The organism is Glycocaulis abyssi, assembly GCF_041429775.1.
Classification (GTDB): domain Bacteria; phylum Pseudomonadota; class Alphaproteobacteria; order Caulobacterales; family Maricaulaceae; genus Glycocaulis; species Glycocaulis abyssi.
Map to the genome: position 1 here is coordinate 2,339,887 of NZ_CP163421.1, position 18,860 is coordinate 2,358,746.

General features: G+C 61.9%; 19 protein-coding genes. 12 read left to right on the plus strand and 7 right to left on the minus strand.

The genetic code is table 11. From position 1 onward, the window contains the following. The first annotated feature begins 39 nt into the window (after nt 1-39). The 10 genes from AB6B38_RS11405 to pheT all read left to right on the plus strand — a co-directional run bounded on the left by AB6B38_RS11405 (nt 40) and on the right by pheT (nt 10,982). Nucleotides 40-1,197: a glycosyltransferase family 4 protein gene (locus tag AB6B38_RS11405; RefSeq protein ID WP_371392977.1), complete on the plus strand. Its 1,158-nt coding sequence runs from the start codon at nt 40-42 to the stop codon at nt 1,195-1,197. Beyond that, the gene (locus tag AB6B38_RS11410; protein WP_371392978.1) at nt 1,194-2,180 is read left to right on the plus strand and encodes a glycosyltransferase family 9 protein; all 987 of its coding nucleotides are present in this window, start codon (nt 1,194-1,196) and stop codon (nt 2,178-2,180) included. The genes AB6B38_RS11405 and AB6B38_RS11410 overlap by 4 nt, the downstream gene beginning before the upstream one ends. Nucleotides 2,181-2,325: 145 nt before the next feature. Further along, nucleotides 2,326-2,865 (plus strand): translation initiation factor IF-3, encoded by a 540-nt coding sequence (gene infC / locus AB6B38_RS11415; RefSeq protein WP_371395099.1) that lies wholly within the window; start codon nt 2,326-2,328, stop codon nt 2,863-2,865. A 169-nt stretch (nt 2,866-3,034) separates the two neighbouring features. After that, nucleotides 3,035-4,063, plus strand: coding sequence for an alpha/beta hydrolase (locus AB6B38_RS11420; RefSeq protein WP_371392979.1), 1,029 nt, complete (start codon nt 3,035-3,037; stop codon nt 4,061-4,063). A gap of 145 nt (nt 4,064-4,208) precedes the next feature. Beyond that, the gene (locus AB6B38_RS11425; protein ID WP_371392980.1) at nt 4,209-5,984 is read left to right on the plus strand and encodes a hypothetical protein; all 1,776 of its coding nucleotides are present in this window, start codon (nt 4,209-4,211) and stop codon (nt 5,982-5,984) included. Between the two features lie 163 nt (nt 5,985-6,147). Continuing rightward, nucleotides 6,148-6,351: a 50S ribosomal protein L35 gene (gene rpmI, locus AB6B38_RS11430; protein ID WP_371392981.1), complete on the plus strand. Its 204-nt coding sequence runs from the start codon at nt 6,148-6,150 to the stop codon at nt 6,349-6,351. Between the two features lie 44 nt (nt 6,352-6,395). After that, nucleotides 6,396-6,755 (plus strand): 50S ribosomal protein L20, encoded by a 360-nt coding sequence (gene rplT / locus AB6B38_RS11435; protein WP_371392982.1) that lies wholly within the window; start codon nt 6,396-6,398, stop codon nt 6,753-6,755. A gap of 192 nt (nt 6,756-6,947) precedes the next feature. Further along, nucleotides 6,948-8,021 (plus strand): phenylalanine--tRNA ligase subunit alpha, encoded by a 1,074-nt coding sequence (gene pheS, locus AB6B38_RS11440; protein ID WP_371395100.1) that lies wholly within the window; start codon nt 6,948-6,950, stop codon nt 8,019-8,021. Nucleotides 8,022-8,032: 11 nt separating this feature from the next. Continuing rightward, complete coding sequence (locus AB6B38_RS11445; protein WP_371392983.1) at nt 8,033-8,392, plus strand: hypothetical protein; 360 nt, start codon at nt 8,033-8,035, stop codon at nt 8,390-8,392. 154 nt (nt 8,393-8,546) lie between these two features. Beyond that, nucleotides 8,547-10,982 carry a phenylalanine--tRNA ligase subunit beta gene (gene pheT, locus AB6B38_RS11450; protein WP_371392984.1) on the plus strand — a complete coding sequence of 812 codons (2,436 nt, stop codon included), beginning with the start codon at nt 8,547-8,549 and terminating at the stop codon, nt 10,980-10,982. A gap of 54 nt (nt 10,983-11,036) precedes the next feature. Here pheT and AB6B38_RS11455 read toward each other — a convergent pair whose 3' ends face one another. Together AB6B38_RS11455 and AB6B38_RS11460 are read right to left on the minus strand one after the other, a co-directional pair. Continuing rightward, nucleotides 11,037-11,687 carry a DUF1134 domain-containing protein gene (locus AB6B38_RS11455; protein ID WP_371392985.1) on the minus strand — a complete coding sequence of 217 codons (651 nt, stop codon included), beginning with the start codon at nt 11,685-11,687 and terminating at the stop codon, nt 11,037-11,039. 156 nt (nt 11,688-11,843) lie between these two features. After that, nucleotides 11,844-12,305 (minus strand): BLUF domain-containing protein, encoded by a 462-nt coding sequence (locus tag AB6B38_RS11460; RefSeq protein WP_371392986.1) that lies wholly within the window; start codon nt 12,303-12,305, stop codon nt 11,844-11,846. A 146-nt stretch (nt 12,306-12,451) separates the two neighbouring features. Between AB6B38_RS11460 and lepA the strand changes: the two genes are divergently transcribed. Both lepA and AB6B38_RS11470 read left to right on the plus strand, forming a co-directional pair. Further along, the gene (gene lepA / locus AB6B38_RS11465) at nt 12,452-14,260 is read left to right on the plus strand and encodes a translation elongation factor 4 (RefSeq protein WP_371392987.1); all 1,809 of its coding nucleotides are present in this window, start codon (nt 12,452-12,454) and stop codon (nt 14,258-14,260) included. Nucleotides 14,261-14,268: 8 nt separating this feature from the next. Further along, a complete protein-coding gene (locus AB6B38_RS11470; RefSeq protein ID WP_371392988.1) occupies nt 14,269-15,198 on the plus strand; it encodes an HNH endonuclease in 930 nt (309 codons plus the stop codon). Here AB6B38_RS11470 and AB6B38_RS11475 read toward each other — a convergent pair. The 5 genes from AB6B38_RS11475 to trpS all read right to left on the minus strand — a co-directional run bounded on the left by AB6B38_RS11475 (nt 15,164) and on the right by trpS (nt 18,853). Beyond that, nucleotides 15,164-15,619 carry a very short patch repair endonuclease gene (locus AB6B38_RS11475; RefSeq protein WP_371392989.1) on the minus strand — a complete coding sequence of 152 codons (456 nt, stop codon included), beginning with the start codon at nt 15,617-15,619 and terminating at the stop codon, nt 15,164-15,166. The genes AB6B38_RS11470 and AB6B38_RS11475 overlap by 35 nt on opposite strands. After that, nucleotides 15,612-16,844 carry a DNA (cytosine-5-)-methyltransferase gene (dcm, locus tag AB6B38_RS11480; protein ID WP_371392990.1) on the minus strand — a complete coding sequence of 411 codons (1,233 nt, stop codon included), beginning with the start codon at nt 16,842-16,844 and terminating at the stop codon, nt 15,612-15,614. Before dcm ends, AB6B38_RS11475 begins: the two co-directional genes overlap by 8 nt. Nucleotides 16,845-16,972: 128 nt before the next feature. After that, nucleotides 16,973-17,647, minus strand: coding sequence for a copper chaperone PCu(A)C (locus AB6B38_RS11485; RefSeq protein WP_371392991.1), 675 nt, complete (start codon nt 17,645-17,647; stop codon nt 16,973-16,975). Then, complete coding sequence (locus tag AB6B38_RS11490) at nt 17,644-17,838, minus strand: hypothetical protein (protein ID WP_371392992.1); 195 nt, start codon at nt 17,836-17,838, stop codon at nt 17,644-17,646. Before AB6B38_RS11490 ends, AB6B38_RS11485 begins: the two co-directional genes overlap by 4 nt. Then, a complete protein-coding gene (trpS, locus tag AB6B38_RS11495) occupies nt 17,816-18,853 on the minus strand; it encodes a tryptophan--tRNA ligase (RefSeq protein ID WP_371392993.1) in 1,038 nt (345 codons plus the stop codon). Before trpS ends, AB6B38_RS11490 begins: the two co-directional genes overlap by 23 nt. Nucleotides 18,854-18,860: the final 7 nt, after the last annotated feature.

Genomic DNA, 18,860 nt, shown 5'->3' on the forward strand with positions numbered 1-18,860 from the left:
AACCGCCTGGCCGCACATTCATCCGGAAAACGCCCGCCCATGAAAATTCTCCAGCTGATTCCAGAGCTTGAAGCGGGCGGGGCCGAGCGCACCACGATTGATGTCGCGCAGGCCATCGTGGATTCGGGCGGCGAGGCGCTGGTGGCAAGCCTTGGCGGGCGGATGGAAGAGGAGTTGGCCGCTATCGGCGGTGAACTGATCCGCCTCGACATGAAGACCAAGAACCCGCTGACCATCGTGGCCAATTCGCGCCGGCTTGCCGCTCTGGCCCGTGAACGCGGCGTGGACATCATTCATGCCCGGTCGCGCGCACCGGCCTGGAGCGGGCTGGAAGCCGCCCGGCGGGCGCATATTCCCTTCGTGACGACCTATCACGGCACCTATAATGCCCGAACCGGGCTGAAACGTTTCTACAATTCTGTGATGGCGCGCGGCGACGCCGTTATCGCCAACTCGCATTTTATTGCCGACCATATCCGGGCCGAGCACTACAAGGTGCTGGCCGAAAGACGCGCCGACCTCTCCCATCTGCATGTCATTCCGCGCGGGGTTGATCTGGCCCGGCTGGATCCGGCGCGTGTAGACCCGCTGGAAGTTGACAGCCTGCGTTCAGCCTGGCTGGACGGGCGGGACGGCCCGGTCATCCTGCTGCCCGCGCGCCTGACAGCGTGGAAGGGCCAGATGCTGGCCATTGACGCGGTGGCGGGCCTTGCCGGGCGCCTGCCGGGTCCGGCGCCTGTACTGGTATGCGCCGGTGATGCGCAGGGGCGTGACGGATATGTCGAGCAGTTGCGCAATCACGCGGCAGAAGCGGGCGTGGCGCTGGTGCTGCCCGGCCATATCGCAGACATGGCGCGCGCCTATATGGCCGCCGATATCGTCATCAACCCGTCCCTTGAGCCGGAAGCCTTTGGCCGCACGCTGGCCGAGGCCATGGCCATGGAGCGCCCGGTGATCGCGGCGGCACATGGCGGTCCTCTGGAAATCCTGGCCGGCACGCAGACAGGCTGGCTGTTTGCGCCGGGAAGCGACGCCGGTCTGGCAGAGCAGATGAAGGCGGTGCTTGATCTTGACGCCGAGGCAAAAAAATTGCGCGGGCATTTGGCGCGCCAACGTGTTATCGCCCATTATTCGCGCGAGGCGCTGCAGGGATCGACCTTGCGGGTATATCGGGAACTTCTAGACTATCGCCCATGATTGAGAACGAGCCGCCAAAGGAACAGGTGCTGGTCGTCCACGAAGGCGATCTGCGTGCGACCGTGCGCATGATGGCGGCTGCGCGTCTGATCCGCGAGCATCACCGCAAGGCGCGCATCACCTTTCTGACCACGCCCGAATATGAGGGTCTGGTGAAATACTGCCCGTATTTCAACGCTGTTGAGGCAAGCCTGCGCGATACAGCCAAGAAGGGCTTTTTTGAACGGGTAAAGCTCGCCCGCGCCTCGAAGTTTGATTTCGTCTATGATCTGTGCGGCTCGGACGCTGCCCGCAAGCTGAAGGGCGCGATGCGCCTGTCGCGCGGCCATTGGATAGACGGCGCGCCAGACCCCAAATCACCTGACCATCCGGCCGAACAGATGGCCGACCGGCTTGGCGATGCCGGTATCGGCCGCACCGGTCATCAGCTGGGCGAGGCGCCGCCGCCCATGCTCGACTGGGTTGATTTCGTGGCCAAGCGCTCGCGTACTCTGGAGCCGGCCTATTTCGGCCTGCAGGGCCGCTACGCCCTGTTTGCGCCCGCAGGCGACGAGTTCCAGCCTGCTTTTCGCTGGCCGAAAGACCGCTGGGCATCACTGGCCCATGAGCTGAAAGAGCAGGGCGTCGAGCCGGTCATTGTCGGTGGACCCTCCACGCGCGAGATCGGCCGCTATATCGCCCATGTCACGCCCGGCGCGCGCGACCTTACGGGCCGCGCCAACCTCGTCCAGCTGGCAGGGCTGGGCCGCAAGGCCAGCTTTTCCTTTGGCGAGGATGTGGATCTTCTGCATCTTCTCGTCGCTGCCGGCTCCCCGGCTGTCATGTTCCATCCCGGTGCCGAACCGCCTCACATGGCGTCTCCGCGCGGTCCGGAAAGCGTGATTCTCATGCACGCACCGACACTTGCGCAGATTTCGGTTGCCGAGGCCGTGCAGTCCATGCGGGTCGCCGGCGGCTTTGCGCGTAGCCCTGAAGCGGCCTGAATGTCTTGATTTTACCAGTCATCTCACGATATGCGCATGCATCGGAAACGCGATATCGTGCGTTGACGCCATTGACGAGTTTTGTTTGCCGGGAGCGGGAGCTGGTCAAGCCTCCCCGGTCCGGCGCTGTAACAGGAGAAGACGCATAGCCCGACGCCCCCACGCCGCGCCGCCTGCCAAGAAGGACGGGCCGCGCATCAATGGAGACATTCGCGTTCCGCGAGTGCTCCTGATTGACGAAAATGGCGAAAAACAAGGCGAGATGCCGATCGAAGCCGCGCTGGACGCTGCGGCCGAGGCAGGACTCGACCTTATTGAAGTCTCACCCACCGCCAACCCGCCTGTCTGCAAGCTGGCTGATTTCGGCAAGCTGAAATATGCCGAGCAGAAGAAGAAGGCGGAAGCCCGCAAGAAGCAGAAGACGCAGGATATCAAAGAGATAAAGATGCGTCCGAATATCGATACGCATGATTATGAGGTGAAAACCCGGTCCATGCGGCGCTTCTTCGAGGACGGGGACAAGGTGAAGATCACCTTGCGCTTCCGGGGCCGGGAAATGGCGCACCAGGATCGCGGCATGGTGATCTTCGACCGCGTGAAAGCCGATTTCGGCGACATCGCAAAGGTGGAGTTCGAGCCCAAGCTCGAAGGCCGCCAGATGATCATGGTGATGGCGCCGCGCTAGGGCGGAGCAGTTGCAGTACGCAAATGGGGCCAGCCTCTCGGGGGCTGGCCCTTTTTTGTCCTGATGCCTGTTACTGGAAATTAATTTATTGATTTTCGATATATGTGTTTGTATGGCCGAACAAGCGTAGACGGGTGTTGTCTGCGTATAACAATCAAGAGACACACATATGGTCAGGCCAGCTTTTTTTGCTTCTGTACTCGCCATCTCGGCAATAACCACGGGGGCCTTTGCTGGCCCTCTCCAATCGGACATTCAGGTCGAGGCGGGCAACACCCGTCTCGCCGGCACCCTTACTGTACCGGCCGAGCCGCCGCGCGCCCTCCTGGTAATGATTACCGGAAGCGGACCGCATGGCCGCGACGGTGTAATCTCAGGAGCGCCGATGTTTGCCGAGCTGGCCGATGCTCTTGCCGCTGGCGGGGTTGCGACGATCCGCGTCGATGAGGCGGGGGTGGGCGAGTCCACGGGCGAGCGCACGCAAAGCTTCCGCGAACGCATTCCGCATGTCACGGCCACCCTTGACCATGCCCGCTCCCTTGAGGGATTTGCCGGTATTCCTGTCGGGTTTTACGGGCATTCAGAAGGGGCTTCACTGGCCGTACTGGTAGCTGCAGAGCGTGCGCAGCATGTGGACCTTCTGGTGCTGGCGGGCGCGCCGGGCGCGCGTGGTCACAACGTCTGGGTTGACCAGCAGCACACGCTTCTGACCGGTCAATTCCCGCATCTGGACCCTGACGGCATCCGCGGGGCTCTCACGGCTGTGGCTGACGCCTCCATAGCGGGTCAGCCTGAACCAGTTTACGCTGCCGTGCGGGCGCTTTTCGAGCTGCTTGAAGCTCCCGATCATGTCTATGAGGACGGGTCGTTCGAGCAATATGCCTCCCGCATGGCCAGCATCGAAATGGCTGATTTTCTGGATTACGACCCCGCGCCAGCCTTTGGCGGGCTGCAGGTGCCAACCCTTGCGGTGTGGGGAGCCATTGATCGTCAGACTTCGCCCGCGCTCAATGCCCCGATTCTCGAACGGGTACGCGGCGATGACCCGGCCTACACCGCTGTGGTCCTGCCCGATCAGGACCACTTTTTCCTGAGGGGCGCCGGACTGGAGCCCGGAGAGCACCGCTTCGGTGAAATGAGCCTTGCTCCTGAACTGCCCGATGCAATTATTTCCTGGCTCGACGCGACGCTGCGCTAACGCGTTCTGTCTGCCAGATAATGGCGCAAAGCCGGTGGCACCCATGTGCTGCCGGCTTTTTTGCGCCTAGGCAGCGCCGGCCTTTTGGGCCTAGTCTCCTGCCGCGAGTCGGACGCTGATGGCATCCACGCAAGGAGGCTCTTCCATGAAATACCTCGTATCCTTTGGCGTTCTGGCAGCTTTTGCCATTGCACCCGCCGCCCTGTCCCAGACACCGCACGGTGAGGCGCAAGGCCGCCATGGCTCCGTGACGCTGTCTGCAGGCTTTCCCGACGATCCGCGCACCTTTGCCGTTCAGGCGGGCGGTGCCATGCGCGCTTCGCGCCTGGGCGGTGCGGGCTGTGTGGGCTTCATCACCGAGGACCCGACCTTCATCCTGACCTATGAGGATGCAGGCGATGTGTTTGATCTCATGCTCTCGGCGGCGTCGGAAACCGACACCACCATGTCGGTGCGTACCCCTGATGGCACGGTACTGTGCGATGATGACAGTGCGGGCAATCTCGGCCCCGGCATCACGGTAGAGAGCCCTGCCAGCGGGGCCTACGAGATCTGGGTCGGCACCTATTCTGCCGGTGCGGGCTATCCTGATACCGCCTTGCATATTTCCGAGCTGGCCTACTCCACCGCCAATCCCTTCGCCCGTACGGTCAATGCCGAGGCGCCACCTGCCACGACGCTGTCCTTGCGTGCGGGCTTCCGCAATGACCCGGCGAGCATTGAGGTTTCACAAGGCGGGGATGTACGCCTCGGCCCGCTTGGTACCGCCTGTGTCGGTTTCGGGTCGGAAGCGCCCAGCGCCCGCCTGACCTACCGGGCTGGCCGCTACCAGCTTTACATCTCCACCGAGAGCGAGCGCGATGGCACGATTGCCGTTCTCGCGCCCGATGGCAGCTGGCATTGCGATGATGATGGCGCAGGCAGCCTTGATCCGGGTGTGACCTTCGCTGAGCCGCAATCTGGCGACTATCTGATCTGGGCCGGTACATTCAGCGATATCGGCGAGCAGACGGCTACCTTGCACGTTTCTGAAATCGGCTATGCCGGCATCGATAATTCGGTGGATGTGTCAGGAACGCCCCATGACGGAAGCTACCGGCTGGAAGCGGGCTTTTCGCCCAACCCGTTCGCGATGGGAGTCAGGGTGGGCGGACCTGTAAGCGCCCAGCTGGCCCTGGCGTCCGGCCACACGGTCGTCGAGGGCTTTTGCTATGGCCATATGACGCGCGAACCCACCATGCGCCTGACCTGGACCGGCAATGGAGAGCCGCTTTACATCTCGGCAGCCAGCGATGTCGATACCCTGCTTCTGGTCAACGCGCCTGATGGCGGCTGGTGGTGTGATGATGACAGCGCAGGCGGCGTTGATCCCGGCCTTGTGATCGATGACGCGTCCAGCGGTGTCTACGACATCTATGTCGCCACCTTCTCGTCAGACGAGACATCCACCGCCACTGTTTACATCTCCGAAACGGGCTGGGGCGCTGAAGCGCTGTCCATGCGGGTGGACACAACGCTGGAGCCGCGTTCTGGCGCGGTGACCATTGATCCGGCCAGCGTGGCCCTGCCCTATGAGGCGGAGCTGCAGGCGGGCGGCCCGCTGCGTGCCTTCCAGGCCGGCTTTCAGAGCAATGATTACTGTGTCGGCCATATCAGCCGGGAGCCGAGCTATATCGTGAACTGGACGCCTGACGCGCCCCTGCCTTTCACGATCTATCTCGATGCCGAGCGCGACACCACGCTGGCCGTGATGACGCCTGATGGCAGCTGGCGCTGTGATGATGACGGCTCGGTGGGCCTCAATGCCGGGATCAACTTCCCGGCGGGCGAGGCGGGCCTGTATTACGTCTATGCGGGCACATACGGTGCGCAGGAAGCACCGGCCACGCTGTACGTGGCGGAAGGTGAAGCCCCGCGCTAGGAATGAGCACAGGTGTGCCGGAAGGCGTGAGACGCTTGCGTTTCACGCCTTCTTGCGTATAACCACGCGCTCTTTAGTCCGGTCAGTCAGGCCCACGACATGCCTGCTGGCCGTTTAACGGCTCGCCGCGCTTTGCGCCCGGCACCCATATCAGGAGACCGAAATGTCGAAGATGAAGACCAAAAGCGGCGCCAAGAAGCGCTTCAAGGTAACGGCGACCGGCAAGGTGCTGGCCGCCCAGTCCGGCAAACGTCACGGCATGATCAAGCGGACGCCCAAGCAGATCCGCCAGAAGCGCGGCACCGACACTCTGGCGGCGCCCGACGCGAAGATCGTGAAACAACACTACCTGCCCTACAGCCGCTAACGCGCTGGCCGGTACGTATACCCAACGTTTGAAGGACTGATATCATGGCTCGCGTTTCCGCAGGACCCGCTTCCCACGCTCGTCACCGCAAGGTGATAAAGGCTGCCAAAGGCTATTATGGCCGCCGCAAGAACACGTTCCGTGCTGCCAACCAGGCTGTCGAAAAAGCCGGTCAGTACGCCTATCGCGACCGCCGCGTCAAGAAGCGTAATTTCCGTTCACTCTGGATCCAGCGCATCAATGCCGCTGCCCGTCTGAACGATCTCACCTATGCCACGTTTATGAACGGGCTCAAGAAGGCCGGTATCGAGCTCGACCGCAAGGTTCTCTCCGATATCGCCACTCGTGAGCCCGAAGCCTTCACCGCCCTGGCTGACCAGGCGCGTTCGGCTCTCAAGGCGTAAGTGGCAGGTCCGGGCTGGCAACCAGCCCCTTTACGGATCAAAAAAGCCCGCCTGCGAGCCCCGCAGGCGGGCTTTTTTCTGTCCGCTTGAAGCCAGGATTTGAACCTTCCCGTCAAAAGGGTCTAAGACCCGCCTGACTCTTTGAAGGCTGTAACGGGCCTCACCGGAAAAACGGAACGAGCGATGACGACGATTGACGATCTTGCCGCGCTGGAAGCGCGCTACATGGCGGCGCTGGACGCGGCCGGTAACATGCCTGCGCTGGATGAGGTGCGGGTGGCCGCGCTCGGCAAGAAGGGCGAGGTCAGCCTGAAAATGCGCGATCTGGGCGGTATGAGCCCGGAGGAGCGCAAAGTCTTCGGCCCGGCGCTGAACGGCGTCAAGGACCGGCTCAACGCCGCGATCGAGGCAAAGAAGGCCGCTCTTGAGGCCGAAGCGCTCAACGCCGCGCTGAGCACCGAGCGCGTCGACATCACCCTGCCCGCCCCGCGCGCGCCCAAAGGCACGCTGCATCCGGTGAGCCAGGTGATGGAAGAGCTTGCCGTGATCTTTGCCGATATGGGCTTTGCCGTCGCCGAAGGCCCGGACGTGGAAGATGATTTTCATAATTTCACCGCGCTCAACTTCCCGGCTGACCACCCCGCGCGTGACACCCACGACACCTTCTTCATGGAGAGGGGCGAGGACGGGACGGCCAAGCTCCTGCGCACCCACACCTCGCCGGTGCAGATCCGCACGCTGATGAATTCGCAGCCGCCTGTGCGCATCATCGCGCCGGGCCGGGTCTATCGCTGTGACTGGGATCAGACCCACACGCCCATGTTCCATCAGGTCGAGGGCCTTGTGATCGACAAGGATACCCATATGGGCCACCTCAAAGGGTGCCTGATCGACTTCATCGCGGCCTTTTTCGAGACCGACGAGGTGGAGGTGCGTTTTCGCCCCCACCACTTCCCCTTCACCGAGCCGAGCGCGGAGATGGATGTGCGCTATGAGCGCGTGGGCGATGCGGTCAAGGTGGGCTCCGGCGATAAATGGCTGGAGATTCTGGGCTGTGGCATGGTGCATCCCAACGTGATTCGCGCCTGCGGGCTGGACCCGGATGTCTATCAGGGCTTCGCCTTCGGCATGGGCGTCGACCGTCTTGCCATGCTGAAATACGGGATGAGCGATCTGCGCCCCTTCTTCGAGCCGGACCCGCGCTGGCTTTCCCATTATGGCTTCTCGCCGCTATTGCAGGCGAACCTCGCGACCGGACTGAGCTAGGAGACTGCATTATGTCGATCGACTACATCCTTGGCCCGCGAGAGCCGAACGGCACCTATGACCGCGAGGCGATCTTGAACTGGTTTCGTGGTCGTTCCGGCTACGAATCTCCAAATAGCCGCCAGGCGGTCCGCGACCGCGGGGACAACTACGTCCTTTTCGATCTGGCCGAAGAACCTGTCCTTGATCCGGAGCTGGATGAAGAGCGCCCAATTTTCATTGAAGCTCACACTGGCGTCGGAGGCGGTGAGAAGGCTTTCATGGAGAACGTGGCGGAAATCAGAGAGCTCTGCCAAGCGTTTGACTTGCTTGTTTGTGACCCACAGGGGGAGCGATTTGCGTTTCTGGAGCCCGCCGAGGTGTTAGGGTGACCGACCTTACCGACATGGCCTGCTCCGATGTTCTGATGGCTCCAGCCTGTGCCGTCCGCTCCAGTCTCAGCCAGCGCAGGACGCCTGACGCCATTACCAATCATCTCTCCGACAGCAGCCTTTCAAGCTCTCACGTGCACCGGACCTGACCGTCATGAAATTCACCCTCTCCTGGCTCAAGGAACATCTTGAGACCGACAAAACGCTTACCGAAATCGCCGATGCGATGACGATGGCGGGCCTCGAGATCGAGCACATCGACAACCCGGCTGACAGGCTGGCCGCGTTCACGGTCGCGCACGTGAAAGATGCCCAGCCGCACCCGGATGCGGACAAGCTGCGCGTCTGCACTGTGGAAACGGTCGATGGCGTCAAGCAGATCGTCTGCGGCGCGCCCAATGCGCGCGCCGGCATGACGGCGATCTATGCGCCGCTGGGCGCGTATATTCCGGGCCTCGACTTCGCGCTCGATGCCAAGCCGCGCAAGATTCGCGGCGTGGAAAGCCACGGCATGCTCTGCTCCACCAAGGAGCTGGAAGCGGGCGAAGACCATGACGGCATTGCCGACCTGACAGGCGACTGGGCCGTCGGCACACCGGCGGCCGAGGCTTTGGGCCTCAATGATCCTGTCATCGACTTTGAAGTCACGCCCAACCGGCCTGACTGGCTGGGCGTGCACGGCATTGCCCGCGATCTTGCCGCTGCCGGTGTCGGTACGTTCAAGGACGAGACTGTTGCGCCGGTGAAGGGTTCCTTCCCCTGCCCGGTAAAAATCGAGACCGCATGGCCGGAAGCCTGCCCGGTGTTCGCCGGCCGGGTGGTTCGGGGCGTAAAGAATGGTCCGTCCCCGGAATGGCTGCAAAAGCGCCTCAAAGCGATAGGTCTTCGCCCGATCAATACGCTCGCTGATATCACCAATCTCATCTCGCATGAGCGCGCGCGTCCTTTGCATGTCTATGATCTCTCCAAGATCGGAACGACCATTCGTGCTAGACGTGGTGGTGTCTTCAATCTCACAAAGGATGGTGAGGTGATGCCCGGAACTGAGCGTCCGGAATACCTGGATGCGCTCGACGGCGGAAAGTACGTCCTCCGCCCCCACCATTGCGTTATCGCCGATGATACTAGGGCTCTCGGCCTTGGCGGCGTTATGGGCGGCGAGTACTCCGGCTGCTCTGGCACTACCGTTGACGTCTTCATCGAAAGCGCCTGGTTTGAGCCATCCATAATCCGCACGACCGGTCGTGAGACGGGCATCATCTCCGATGCGCGCTATCGTTTTGAGCGCGGCGTGGATACCGGTTCCGTCCTCCCCGGTCTGGAGCTCGCCACCCGCCTGATCCTGGAGCTGTGCGGCGGTGAGGCGTCTGAAATTTATGTGGCGGGCGAAATTCCGGCTGATCCGGCACCGATTCAGTTCGATCCTGTGCGCGTGGGCCGTCTTACCGGTCTCGACATGTCGCATGACCGCATCGCCAATATCCTCACCGCTCTGGGCTTTGGCGTGGATCGGGCAGGCCCGGTATGGACAGTGACCGTGCCGAGCTGGCGGCGTGACTGTACCCAGGGCGCAGACCTGATCGAGGAAGTGGCCCGTATCGAAGGTTATGACCGCCTGCCCGCAACCAGCCTGAAGCGTCCTGCCGGGCGGTTTGAAGCGCCTGCCACGCCGATGCAGAACCGCGTGCGTGCGGCGCGCCGGGCTGCGGCCAACCGGGGTTATCAGGAAGCTGTCACCTGGTCGTTCTGCCGGGAGGATCAGGCCGCACTTTTCGGTGGGCACGGGACGGGGCTCAAGCTCGCCAATCCGATTTCCTCGGAGCTGGATGTGATGCGCCCCACCGCGCTGATCCATCTCCTCCTGTCCTTGCAGAAAAGCCTCGACAAGGGGCTGGCCGATCCGCGCTATTTCGAGGCCGGGCCGATCTATCTGGATGATAGCCCCACCGGGCAGCGCACCGTGGTGTCGCTGGTTCGCCAGGCCGAAACCGTCCGTGACTGGAAAAGCGCCAGCAAGCCGGACGTGTTCGACGCCAAGGCCGATGCGCTGGCCGTTCTCGAGGCGGCCGGTGCGCCGGTTGCCAATCTGCAGGCCGCGCCCGAAGCGCGCTCCTGGTGGCATCCCGGCCGGTCCGGCGTCCTGCGCCTGGGTCCGAAAAATATCCTCGCCGAGTTTGGCGAGATCCATCCCGGTGTCCTGAAAACCCTCGGCGTGGAGGGCCGGGTGCTGGCCGTTGAGGCATTCCTCGATGCCATCCCGGCCTCGAAGGCGAAGGGACTGAAATCGCGTCCCGCCTTGCAGGTCTCCGATCTGATGGCGGTACGGCGCGACTTTGCCTTCCTGACGCCGGAGAGCGTGCCAGCGGGCGATCTCATGCGGGCGCTGGCCGGAGCTGACAAGCAGCTTATCTCGGATGTGGCGCTGTTTGACCGCTATGCGGGCAAGGGCGTGCCGGAGGGCCATGTCTCGCTGGCGGTGGAAATTACCCTTCAGCCAACCGACAAGACGCTGACTGATGCCGAGATTGATGCGGTATCAAAGCGCATCATCGCGGCGGCTGAAAAGCAGGGCGCAAGGCTGAGAGGCTGATGGCCTGCTCGGGCACGCAAATCCCCCGCCCTTGGGCGGGGGATGGCGATATGCCTAGAAGGGCAGGATATTACGGCGGCGCGAATAGGCCAGATAGCCCACATTCGCACCGGCGCGGAAACCGACGCCAGAGCGGATCGGGGCCAGCGTGATATAGTCGGCGCGCTGATAGTTCACGCCCATCCCGGCCACGAAATAGGCCGTGCCTTCGACACCCGGAAAGCGCTGATAGATCCGGTCAGGCTGGTCGAGATTATAGACGAGGGTAAAGACCCGGCTGGCATTGCCGCCGGCATCAAACCCGACCGACGGCCCCTGCCAGTACACCCGCTGGGTGCCGGTCTCGCCGCGCAGGACCATATCGCCCTGGCCATAACGCAGGCCGACACCGACCGCGCCGGACGCCTCTTCACCGATGATATAGCCGACCGGCTCGCCCAGATCGGAGAAGATGCGCTCCACCAGAACACCGGCGGCTTCAGCCGTGACGCCGAAGAAGTCCGACACGGCCTCAACGATCTCGGTGCTGGTATAGGTTTCGCGCTCGGACTGGACTTGCGCGTCCGGCTCAGCGGCAGGCTGGGCGGGTTGGCTTTGCGCGGTATTGGCCGGAGCCGAGGCGCAGGCAGCCATGACCATGCCAAAAGCAGCGGCAATGGCCGCAAGCCGGGCATCACGGCTGGAAATCGAGGTAAGGCGCATCATGGTAATCTCCGCGAAAGACGGGCAGGGCCGGGACCGGCCCACCACCTGTCAGCCCCCTTCCGTCCATCCATGCTGCGCCTTGGTTAAGGCGCAATTAAGGACAGGGCGGACCGGGCAGGCTTCCCCGAAGAATGCGCGAGTGCGCCAGTTCGTTCCCTACTGGGCGGGCTGGATATCCTCGCCTGCAGGCGGCGCCATCTGGAAGCTGGACATGGTGTTGAAGCTGACAAACAGCATATGCAGTTCCGGCGACAGGTTTTCGGGCAGATGGGCTTTGAGCGAATCCGTTGTCAGGGCGAACGCGCCCGCACCATCCCCTGATGCCGTGCGCGCATAGGCCATGGCCCAGCCGCCAAACACCCTCTCCCCGGCGCTGCCAGACAGGACACGCACGACGCCGCTATGGCGGGTGTCCTTGCATATGGAGCCAAATACCCGCTCCACGCTGTCAGGCGGGCCTTCGAGCAATTGCATGAAATTGAAGCCGTTAAATATCAGAAGTCCGGTTATGTCTTCTGCTTCGTTGCGGGCACGCGCCGTGTCCACAATGGCATCAATATCGGTCAGCATAAGGTCCGGATGGGCCGTGCTGACATACACCAGGCGCGAAATATTCATGGATATCCTTGTCGGGCGGACTCTCGCCCCCTGTCACACCCGATCCCGGTAACAGATAAGCCGCAAATCGTGACGATTTAAAGTCCCGCATGCCGTGCCGCGCAATGCGCTTGGCGCAAGGCCCTTGCGGTGCTACTTCCCCGCCCATGAGCACCAATCCCGCCAATATCCGCAATTTCTCCATCGTGGCCCATATCGACCACGGCAAATCGACGCTCGCTGACCGGCTGATCCAGTTCACCGGCGGGCTGACCGACCGTGAGATGAAGGAGCAGGTGCTCGACAATATGGAGCTGGAGCGCGAGCGCGGCATCACCATCAAGGCGCAGACCGTGCGCCTGGATTACACCGCCCGCAATGGCGAGAAATACGTCCTGAACCTGATCGACACGCCCGGCCATGTGGACTTCGCCTACGAAGTCTCGCGCTCGCTTTCGGCGTGCGAGGGCGCGCTGCTGGTCGTGGACGCCGCGCAAGGCGTGGAAGCCCAGACACTCGCCAATGTCTATGCCGCGATCGAGGTCGATCTGGAAATCGTGCCGGTGCTCAACAAGATCGACCTGCCGGCCGCCGAACCCGACCGGGTGCGCGCCCAGATCGAGGATGTGATCGGCATTGAGGCGCATGACGCGCTGGAAATCTCCGCCAAGACCGGGCTGGGCATTGAGGAGGTTCTCGAAGCCATCGTGCACCGCCTGCCGGCGCCTGCAGCCGGCGATCCCGATGCGCCGCTCAAGGCCCTGCTCGTGGATAGCTGGTATGATGCCTATCTCGGCGTGATCTGCCTTGTACGCATCCATGAAGGCACGCTGAAAAAAGGCATGCGCGTGCGCCTGATGGGTACGGGCGCGAACTACAATGTGGACGGGGTGGGTGTGTTCCGGCCCACCAAGGTGAATGTGGATTCGCTGGGTCCGGGCGAAATCGGCTTTCTCAACGCCTCGATCAAGCAGGTGCGCGATGCGCGCGTCGGTGACACCATCACCGAGGAAAAGCGCCCCACCTCCTCCATGCTGCCAGGCTTCAAGCCTGCCATTCCGGTGGTGTTCTGCGGGCTCTTCCCCGTCGATGCCAATGATTTCGAGGATTTGCGCGACGCGGTGGAGCGTCTGGCGCTCAACGACGCCTCGTTCAGCTTCGAGATGGAGACCAGCGCGGCGCTGGGCTTCGGTTTCCGCTGCGGCTTCCTGGGGCTCCTGCATCTGGAGGTCATCCGCGAGCGGCTGGAGCGCGAATATGATGTAGACCTCATCACCACCGCCCCGTCCGTGATCTACAAGATCAAGATGACCGATGGCGAGGTGATTGATCTGCATAACCCCGCCGATATGCCGGACCCCGTGCGTATCGACACGATTTCAGAGCCGTGGATCAAGGCGACCATTCTGGTACCCGACGAGTATCTGGGCGGTGTGCTGAAACTGTGTGAAGATCGGCGCGGTATCCAGAAAGAGCTCACCTATGCGGGCAGCCGCGCCATGCTGGTCTATGAGCTGCCCTTGAACGAGGTGGTGTTTGATTTCTATGACCGGCTGAAAAGCGTCACCAAGGGCTATGCCAGCTTTGACTACCAGTTCATCGAGCACCGCGAAGGCGACCTCGTGAAAATGTCGATCCTCGTCAATGAGGAGCCGGTCGACGCGCTCTCCATGATCGTGCACCGCGCGCGCGCCGAGATGCGTGGCCGGGGCATGTGCGAGAAGCTCAAAGACCTGATCCCCCGGCACATGTTCAAAATCCCGATCCAGGCGGCCATTGGCGGGCGCGTGATCGCGCGCGAAACCCTCTCCGCCCTGCGCAAGGACGTGACGGCGAAATGCTATGGCGGCGATGCCAGCCGCAAGCGCAAGCTGCTGGACAAGCAGAAAGCCGGCAAGAAGAAGATGCGCCAGTTCGGCCGCGTCGAAATCCCGCAGGAAGCCTTTATTGCCGCGCTGAAAATGGACGGGGATTAGGGGGACGTATGGCAGACTTTGACGCACCCGTATTCAAGATTCTGGCCAATAACGATACTGGTGCCGCAAGTGGCCACCAAGGAGGTCTTGTTGTCCCCAAGGCACTTGAACAATACTTTCCGCGCCTGACGGGAGAGACTTCTGCTGAAACTCCCACACTTGACGCGAATGTTACGCTTGAACTTTGGGTAGGCCCTCAACGTCTGGCTATCGTGCAAAGCCGATATCAATTTCAGACGTGGGGCGGTGAACGTAGTCCAGAACGCAGACTTACCGGAGGGTTCTCTGATTGGCGAAACCAGGCCAAGGGAGGAGATGTTGCGATCTTCAAGCGTAGCTTGGACGATGAGTACTATTACCAACTCACGCTCATCCGGTCGGAGGAACTGACCGACGAATTGGCTCACGCTATTGCTGGCCGGAAATTTGGCGTTTTGCACCCCGAACAAGCCCCGACCGCCAACGAAGAGATCGATGAAGCTGAAAACCAGCTATTGACCAGCGAACGCCCCCAGCCACTGTTCGTGGAACGTGAACAACGCGATACGTCCGCCCGGCGACCAGTTAGATCGTATGCGTTCAGAGGCGCGGTCATTAAGGCTTATGGCGGACTTTGCTCCGTGACCGGCGAAGCAATATTTTCACCCTCCGGGGCATCCAGTTGTGATGCTGCGCACATCATTCCGGTTGAGGCCGGCGGCGCAGATGTGCTGGGGAACGGAATTTGTCTTAGAAAAGACCTACATTGGGCATTTGATAACGGTCTCTGGACGGTTTCGAAAGAACGGAAGGTCCTAGTGTCCTCAAAACTTGATCAGGAGCGGAACAAGCTATTGACCAAGCTGGCCAATTCGTCACTGTTGCTGCCTAAATCGAAAACATGGCACCCCGTCGACGAGGCGCTTAACTGGCACAACGAGAACCGATTTCTCCGTTAGACCGTTTTGATTGAAAAAAGTCTTCCAGCACAGCCAACTGGTTGGAAAGATTGCCTTGTTGTCGTAGAGCGCATTCCCAGCAGACGAAGGTTCGCCAACCGTCCAACTGAAGGGCGACTATAGCCTCCGCGTCCCGCTCCCGGTTCCGCCCGATCTTCTCCCGCCAGAATTCTTCCCGTGTCTTGGGCCATTTGAACAGATGGCAGTCATGGCCGTGCCAGAAGCAGCCATGCACGAAGATGGCAACCCGGTATTTGGGCAGGACGATATCTGGCTTCCCCGGTAGATCCTTGCGGTGAAGCCGGAAACGGTATCCGCGTGCATGCAGCGCGCGCCGGACCAGCATTTCGGGCCGGGTATCCCTGCCCTTGATACCAGCCATCATCTGGCTGCGTTTTTCGCGAGAGACGATATCAGCCATCAGTGCCGGAACGCGGTGCCTGCTCCATATTCAGGCCAAGCGCGCGCTCCAGAAATGGCTCGACATGCCGCGCTACAGCTTCCACGGCAGGTACCACAACAGAGTTGCCGAACTGGCGATAAGCTTGCGTGTCCGAAACAGGAATCTTCCATTCCCGCTCCCCACGCTCAAAACCCATCAGCCGGGCGCATTCGGTTGGCGTAAGCCGTCGCGGGCGCCCGACGGGCTGCTCGATCAGGATTTCCGAACCGTCCTTGTAGTAGCGGGCCGAGAGAGTGCGCGCGACATCCTGAGGGCCGCAGAGACCGAAGCCAAACCCGTTGCCTTGGCTGGCATGCTTTTCCTTGTAGCCTTGCAGATAGCCCCAAAGATGTTCGGTGAGGGTATATTTCGGGTCCACTTCATTGTGGGACTGGAGAATATCGCCCAGCACAGGCCATTCGGCTTCTGGCGGAATTTGCTTCCCGAAATCATCGAACTTGAAGCCGGTGTCTTCCCGGAAACCCACAATGAAGATGCGTTCGCGCTTCTGCGGCACCCATGGCCGGGCCGAAACCACACGCCAGTCGATGTGATAGCCCAACTCGTTCTCGAGCCGATCCTTTATTATGGCAAATGTCCGGCCCTTGTCGTGACGTTCCAGATTCTTGACATTCTCCAGCACGAAAGCGGCAGGCCGGTGGTGTTTGAGAATGTTGAGGACATCGAAGAACAGGTTTCCCTGCTCTTCGCACTCAAAGCCGTGCGCCCGGCCCAGTGCGTTCTTCTTGGATACGCCCGCAATGGAGAAGGGTTGGCATGGGAAGCCGGCCAGCAACAAGTCGTGTGCCGGGATCAATGACGGATCGGCACTATAGGGCCGGATATCACCCGCATACTGGTGGGTGAACGGGTCATCCTGAAAGTTGGCCTTGTAAGTTTGCATGGCGAACCGGTCCCACTCGCTGGTGAAGACGCAGTGCCCGCCTATGGACTCAAAACCAAGGCGCAAGCCGCCAATGCCGGCAAACAGGTCGATGAAGCGGAACCGGTCAGAGGGCTTTGATTGCTTCGCCTTTCCAGCAGATGCGATGCTCCTGAGCAGGGTTAGTTCCCCTTGCCTTGGCAGGCTTTCGCCGCGCTCGTACCGGTAAGCTGTGGCAGACGAAACGCCCAGCAAGGCCGCAATCTCGTTGACCGGCATACCGAGCGAGTGGCGCAAAGCAGAAAATTCGGTCTGGTTCATGTAACACCGCTAGGCTGATTTGTGTCAGGATGACAATATCCAACACAGTTACATGTTCTTTTTATGTTCTCAACACAAAAAACGCCGCCGGATCGTCTCCGGCGGCGTTCTGCGTTCAGCTGGCGTGTCTACTCGCCTGCGTCTTCTTCGGGTGCGGGCTCGTGATAATCGCCGCGCTGGTGGGCGTCGCCATGATCCATGCCAGAGTGGTCCATGCCGGCATGCGGATCAGCGGGCCCGGCATCGGCTTCCGGCGCGGTGAAGCTAAGCGGCAGGCGCACCGTGCTGGTGGCCCCGCTGGCAAACTCCAGCGTCATTTCCATTTCGCCATCAAGGCTCGCGGTATCGACGCCGAAAATCATCATATGATCGCCGCCCGGAGCAAGGCTGACCGTTTCGCCGGCAGGCAGGTCAATGGCTTCCACCTGGCGCATGCGCATCACCTCGCCATCATCCTCCATCGTGTGGAGTTCCACGCGGGCGGCAATCGGCGAGCTCGCACCGACCAGCTGGTCATCCTCTGCGCCTGCGCGCAAGGAGACATAGCCTGCCGTGACATCGCGGCCCGCAGGCGGGGTGCGCACCCAGCCAGAGAGAAGCGTGGGCGCGGCCACTTCCGGCGCTGCATCCTGTATATCGCTGGCAGGCTCGGCCTCGTGAGCGGCGGGGGTGGTTTCGGGCGCCTCATCTACGCTCCCCGGAGCAGCCGCGTCACCGCAGGCTGCCAGCAGCAGTGCAGCCAGCGAGACAGCGCCCAGCCGGGTGGCCGTGGCGGGAGAGGCAGGGGTACGGATAAGCGTCATTTCAATATCTCCAGAGGGCTGGCGCGAAACGGTACAGGACGGCAGGGCCTTGCGCGCTGACGGGTCTGGCCGCGCCCGCGAGGACCAATGCGCGCATCGTCCATATAGGTGTCGCGCGCCGGCCCGGCAGGCAAGCCCTGCAGGAAAATTTCGTGGCCCTCGCGGCGATCAGCCGCGCCAATAGCCCACAAGATCACGCGCCTCGGCGATCACCGGCTCGGCCACCGCACGGGCCTTTTCGGCCCCTGCGGCGAGGATGCGGTCGATCTCGGCGCGGTCAGACAGAAGGCGCGCATAAGTGTCTGAAATGGGGCTGAGGAACTCTACCGCCACTTCGGCCAGGCGCGGCTTGAACACGCCAAAGCCCTGACCGCCAAACTCGTCCAGCACGGCCTGGCTGCTGGTGCCGGTCAGCGCCGCATAGATGCCGACGAGATTCTTCGCTTCCGGGCGGCCTTCCAGCTCCTTGGTGCTGGCGGGCAGGGCTTCCGGATCGGTCTTGGCCTTCCTGATCTTGCGCGCAATCGCGTCGGCATCGTCAGCCAGATTGATGCGGGAATTGTCGCTCGGATCGGATTTCGACATCTTCGCACTGCCGTCCTTGAGCGACATGATGCGCGCGCCATCGGGCATGATGACGGGTTCCGGCAGCGGAAACACGGCCTCGCCCTTGCCAAAGTCGCGGTTGAAGCGCGCGGCGATGTCGCGCGACAGCTCCAGATGCTGCTTCTGGTCCTCGCCGACGGGCACATGGGTTGCCTTGTAGACGAGGATGTCAGCGGCCTGCAGGACCGGATAGGTGAACAGGCCGACGCTCGCGCGCTCGGCGTCCTTGCCCGCCTTGTCCTTGAACTGCGTCATGCGCTCCAGCCAGCCAAGCCGGGCCACACAATTGAAGATCCAGGCAAGCTCTGCGTGTTCACGCACAGACGACTGGGCAAAGACGGCGCTGCGCGACGGGTCGACGCCTGCGGCGAGATAGGCGGCTGCCACGTTGCGCACAGCATCGGGCAGGGCGGCCGGATCGTGCGGCATGGTCATGGCGTGCATGTCCACCACGCAGTAGAAGCAGGGCACGCCGCGCTCCTGCAGCGCCACCCAGTTCTTCAGCGCCCCCAGATAATTGCCAAGATGCAGCGCGCCGGTCGGCTGCATGCCCGACAGGATACGCTCAGGGCCTTTGTACTCGGTGGGGGTGTCGCTCATGGGCATG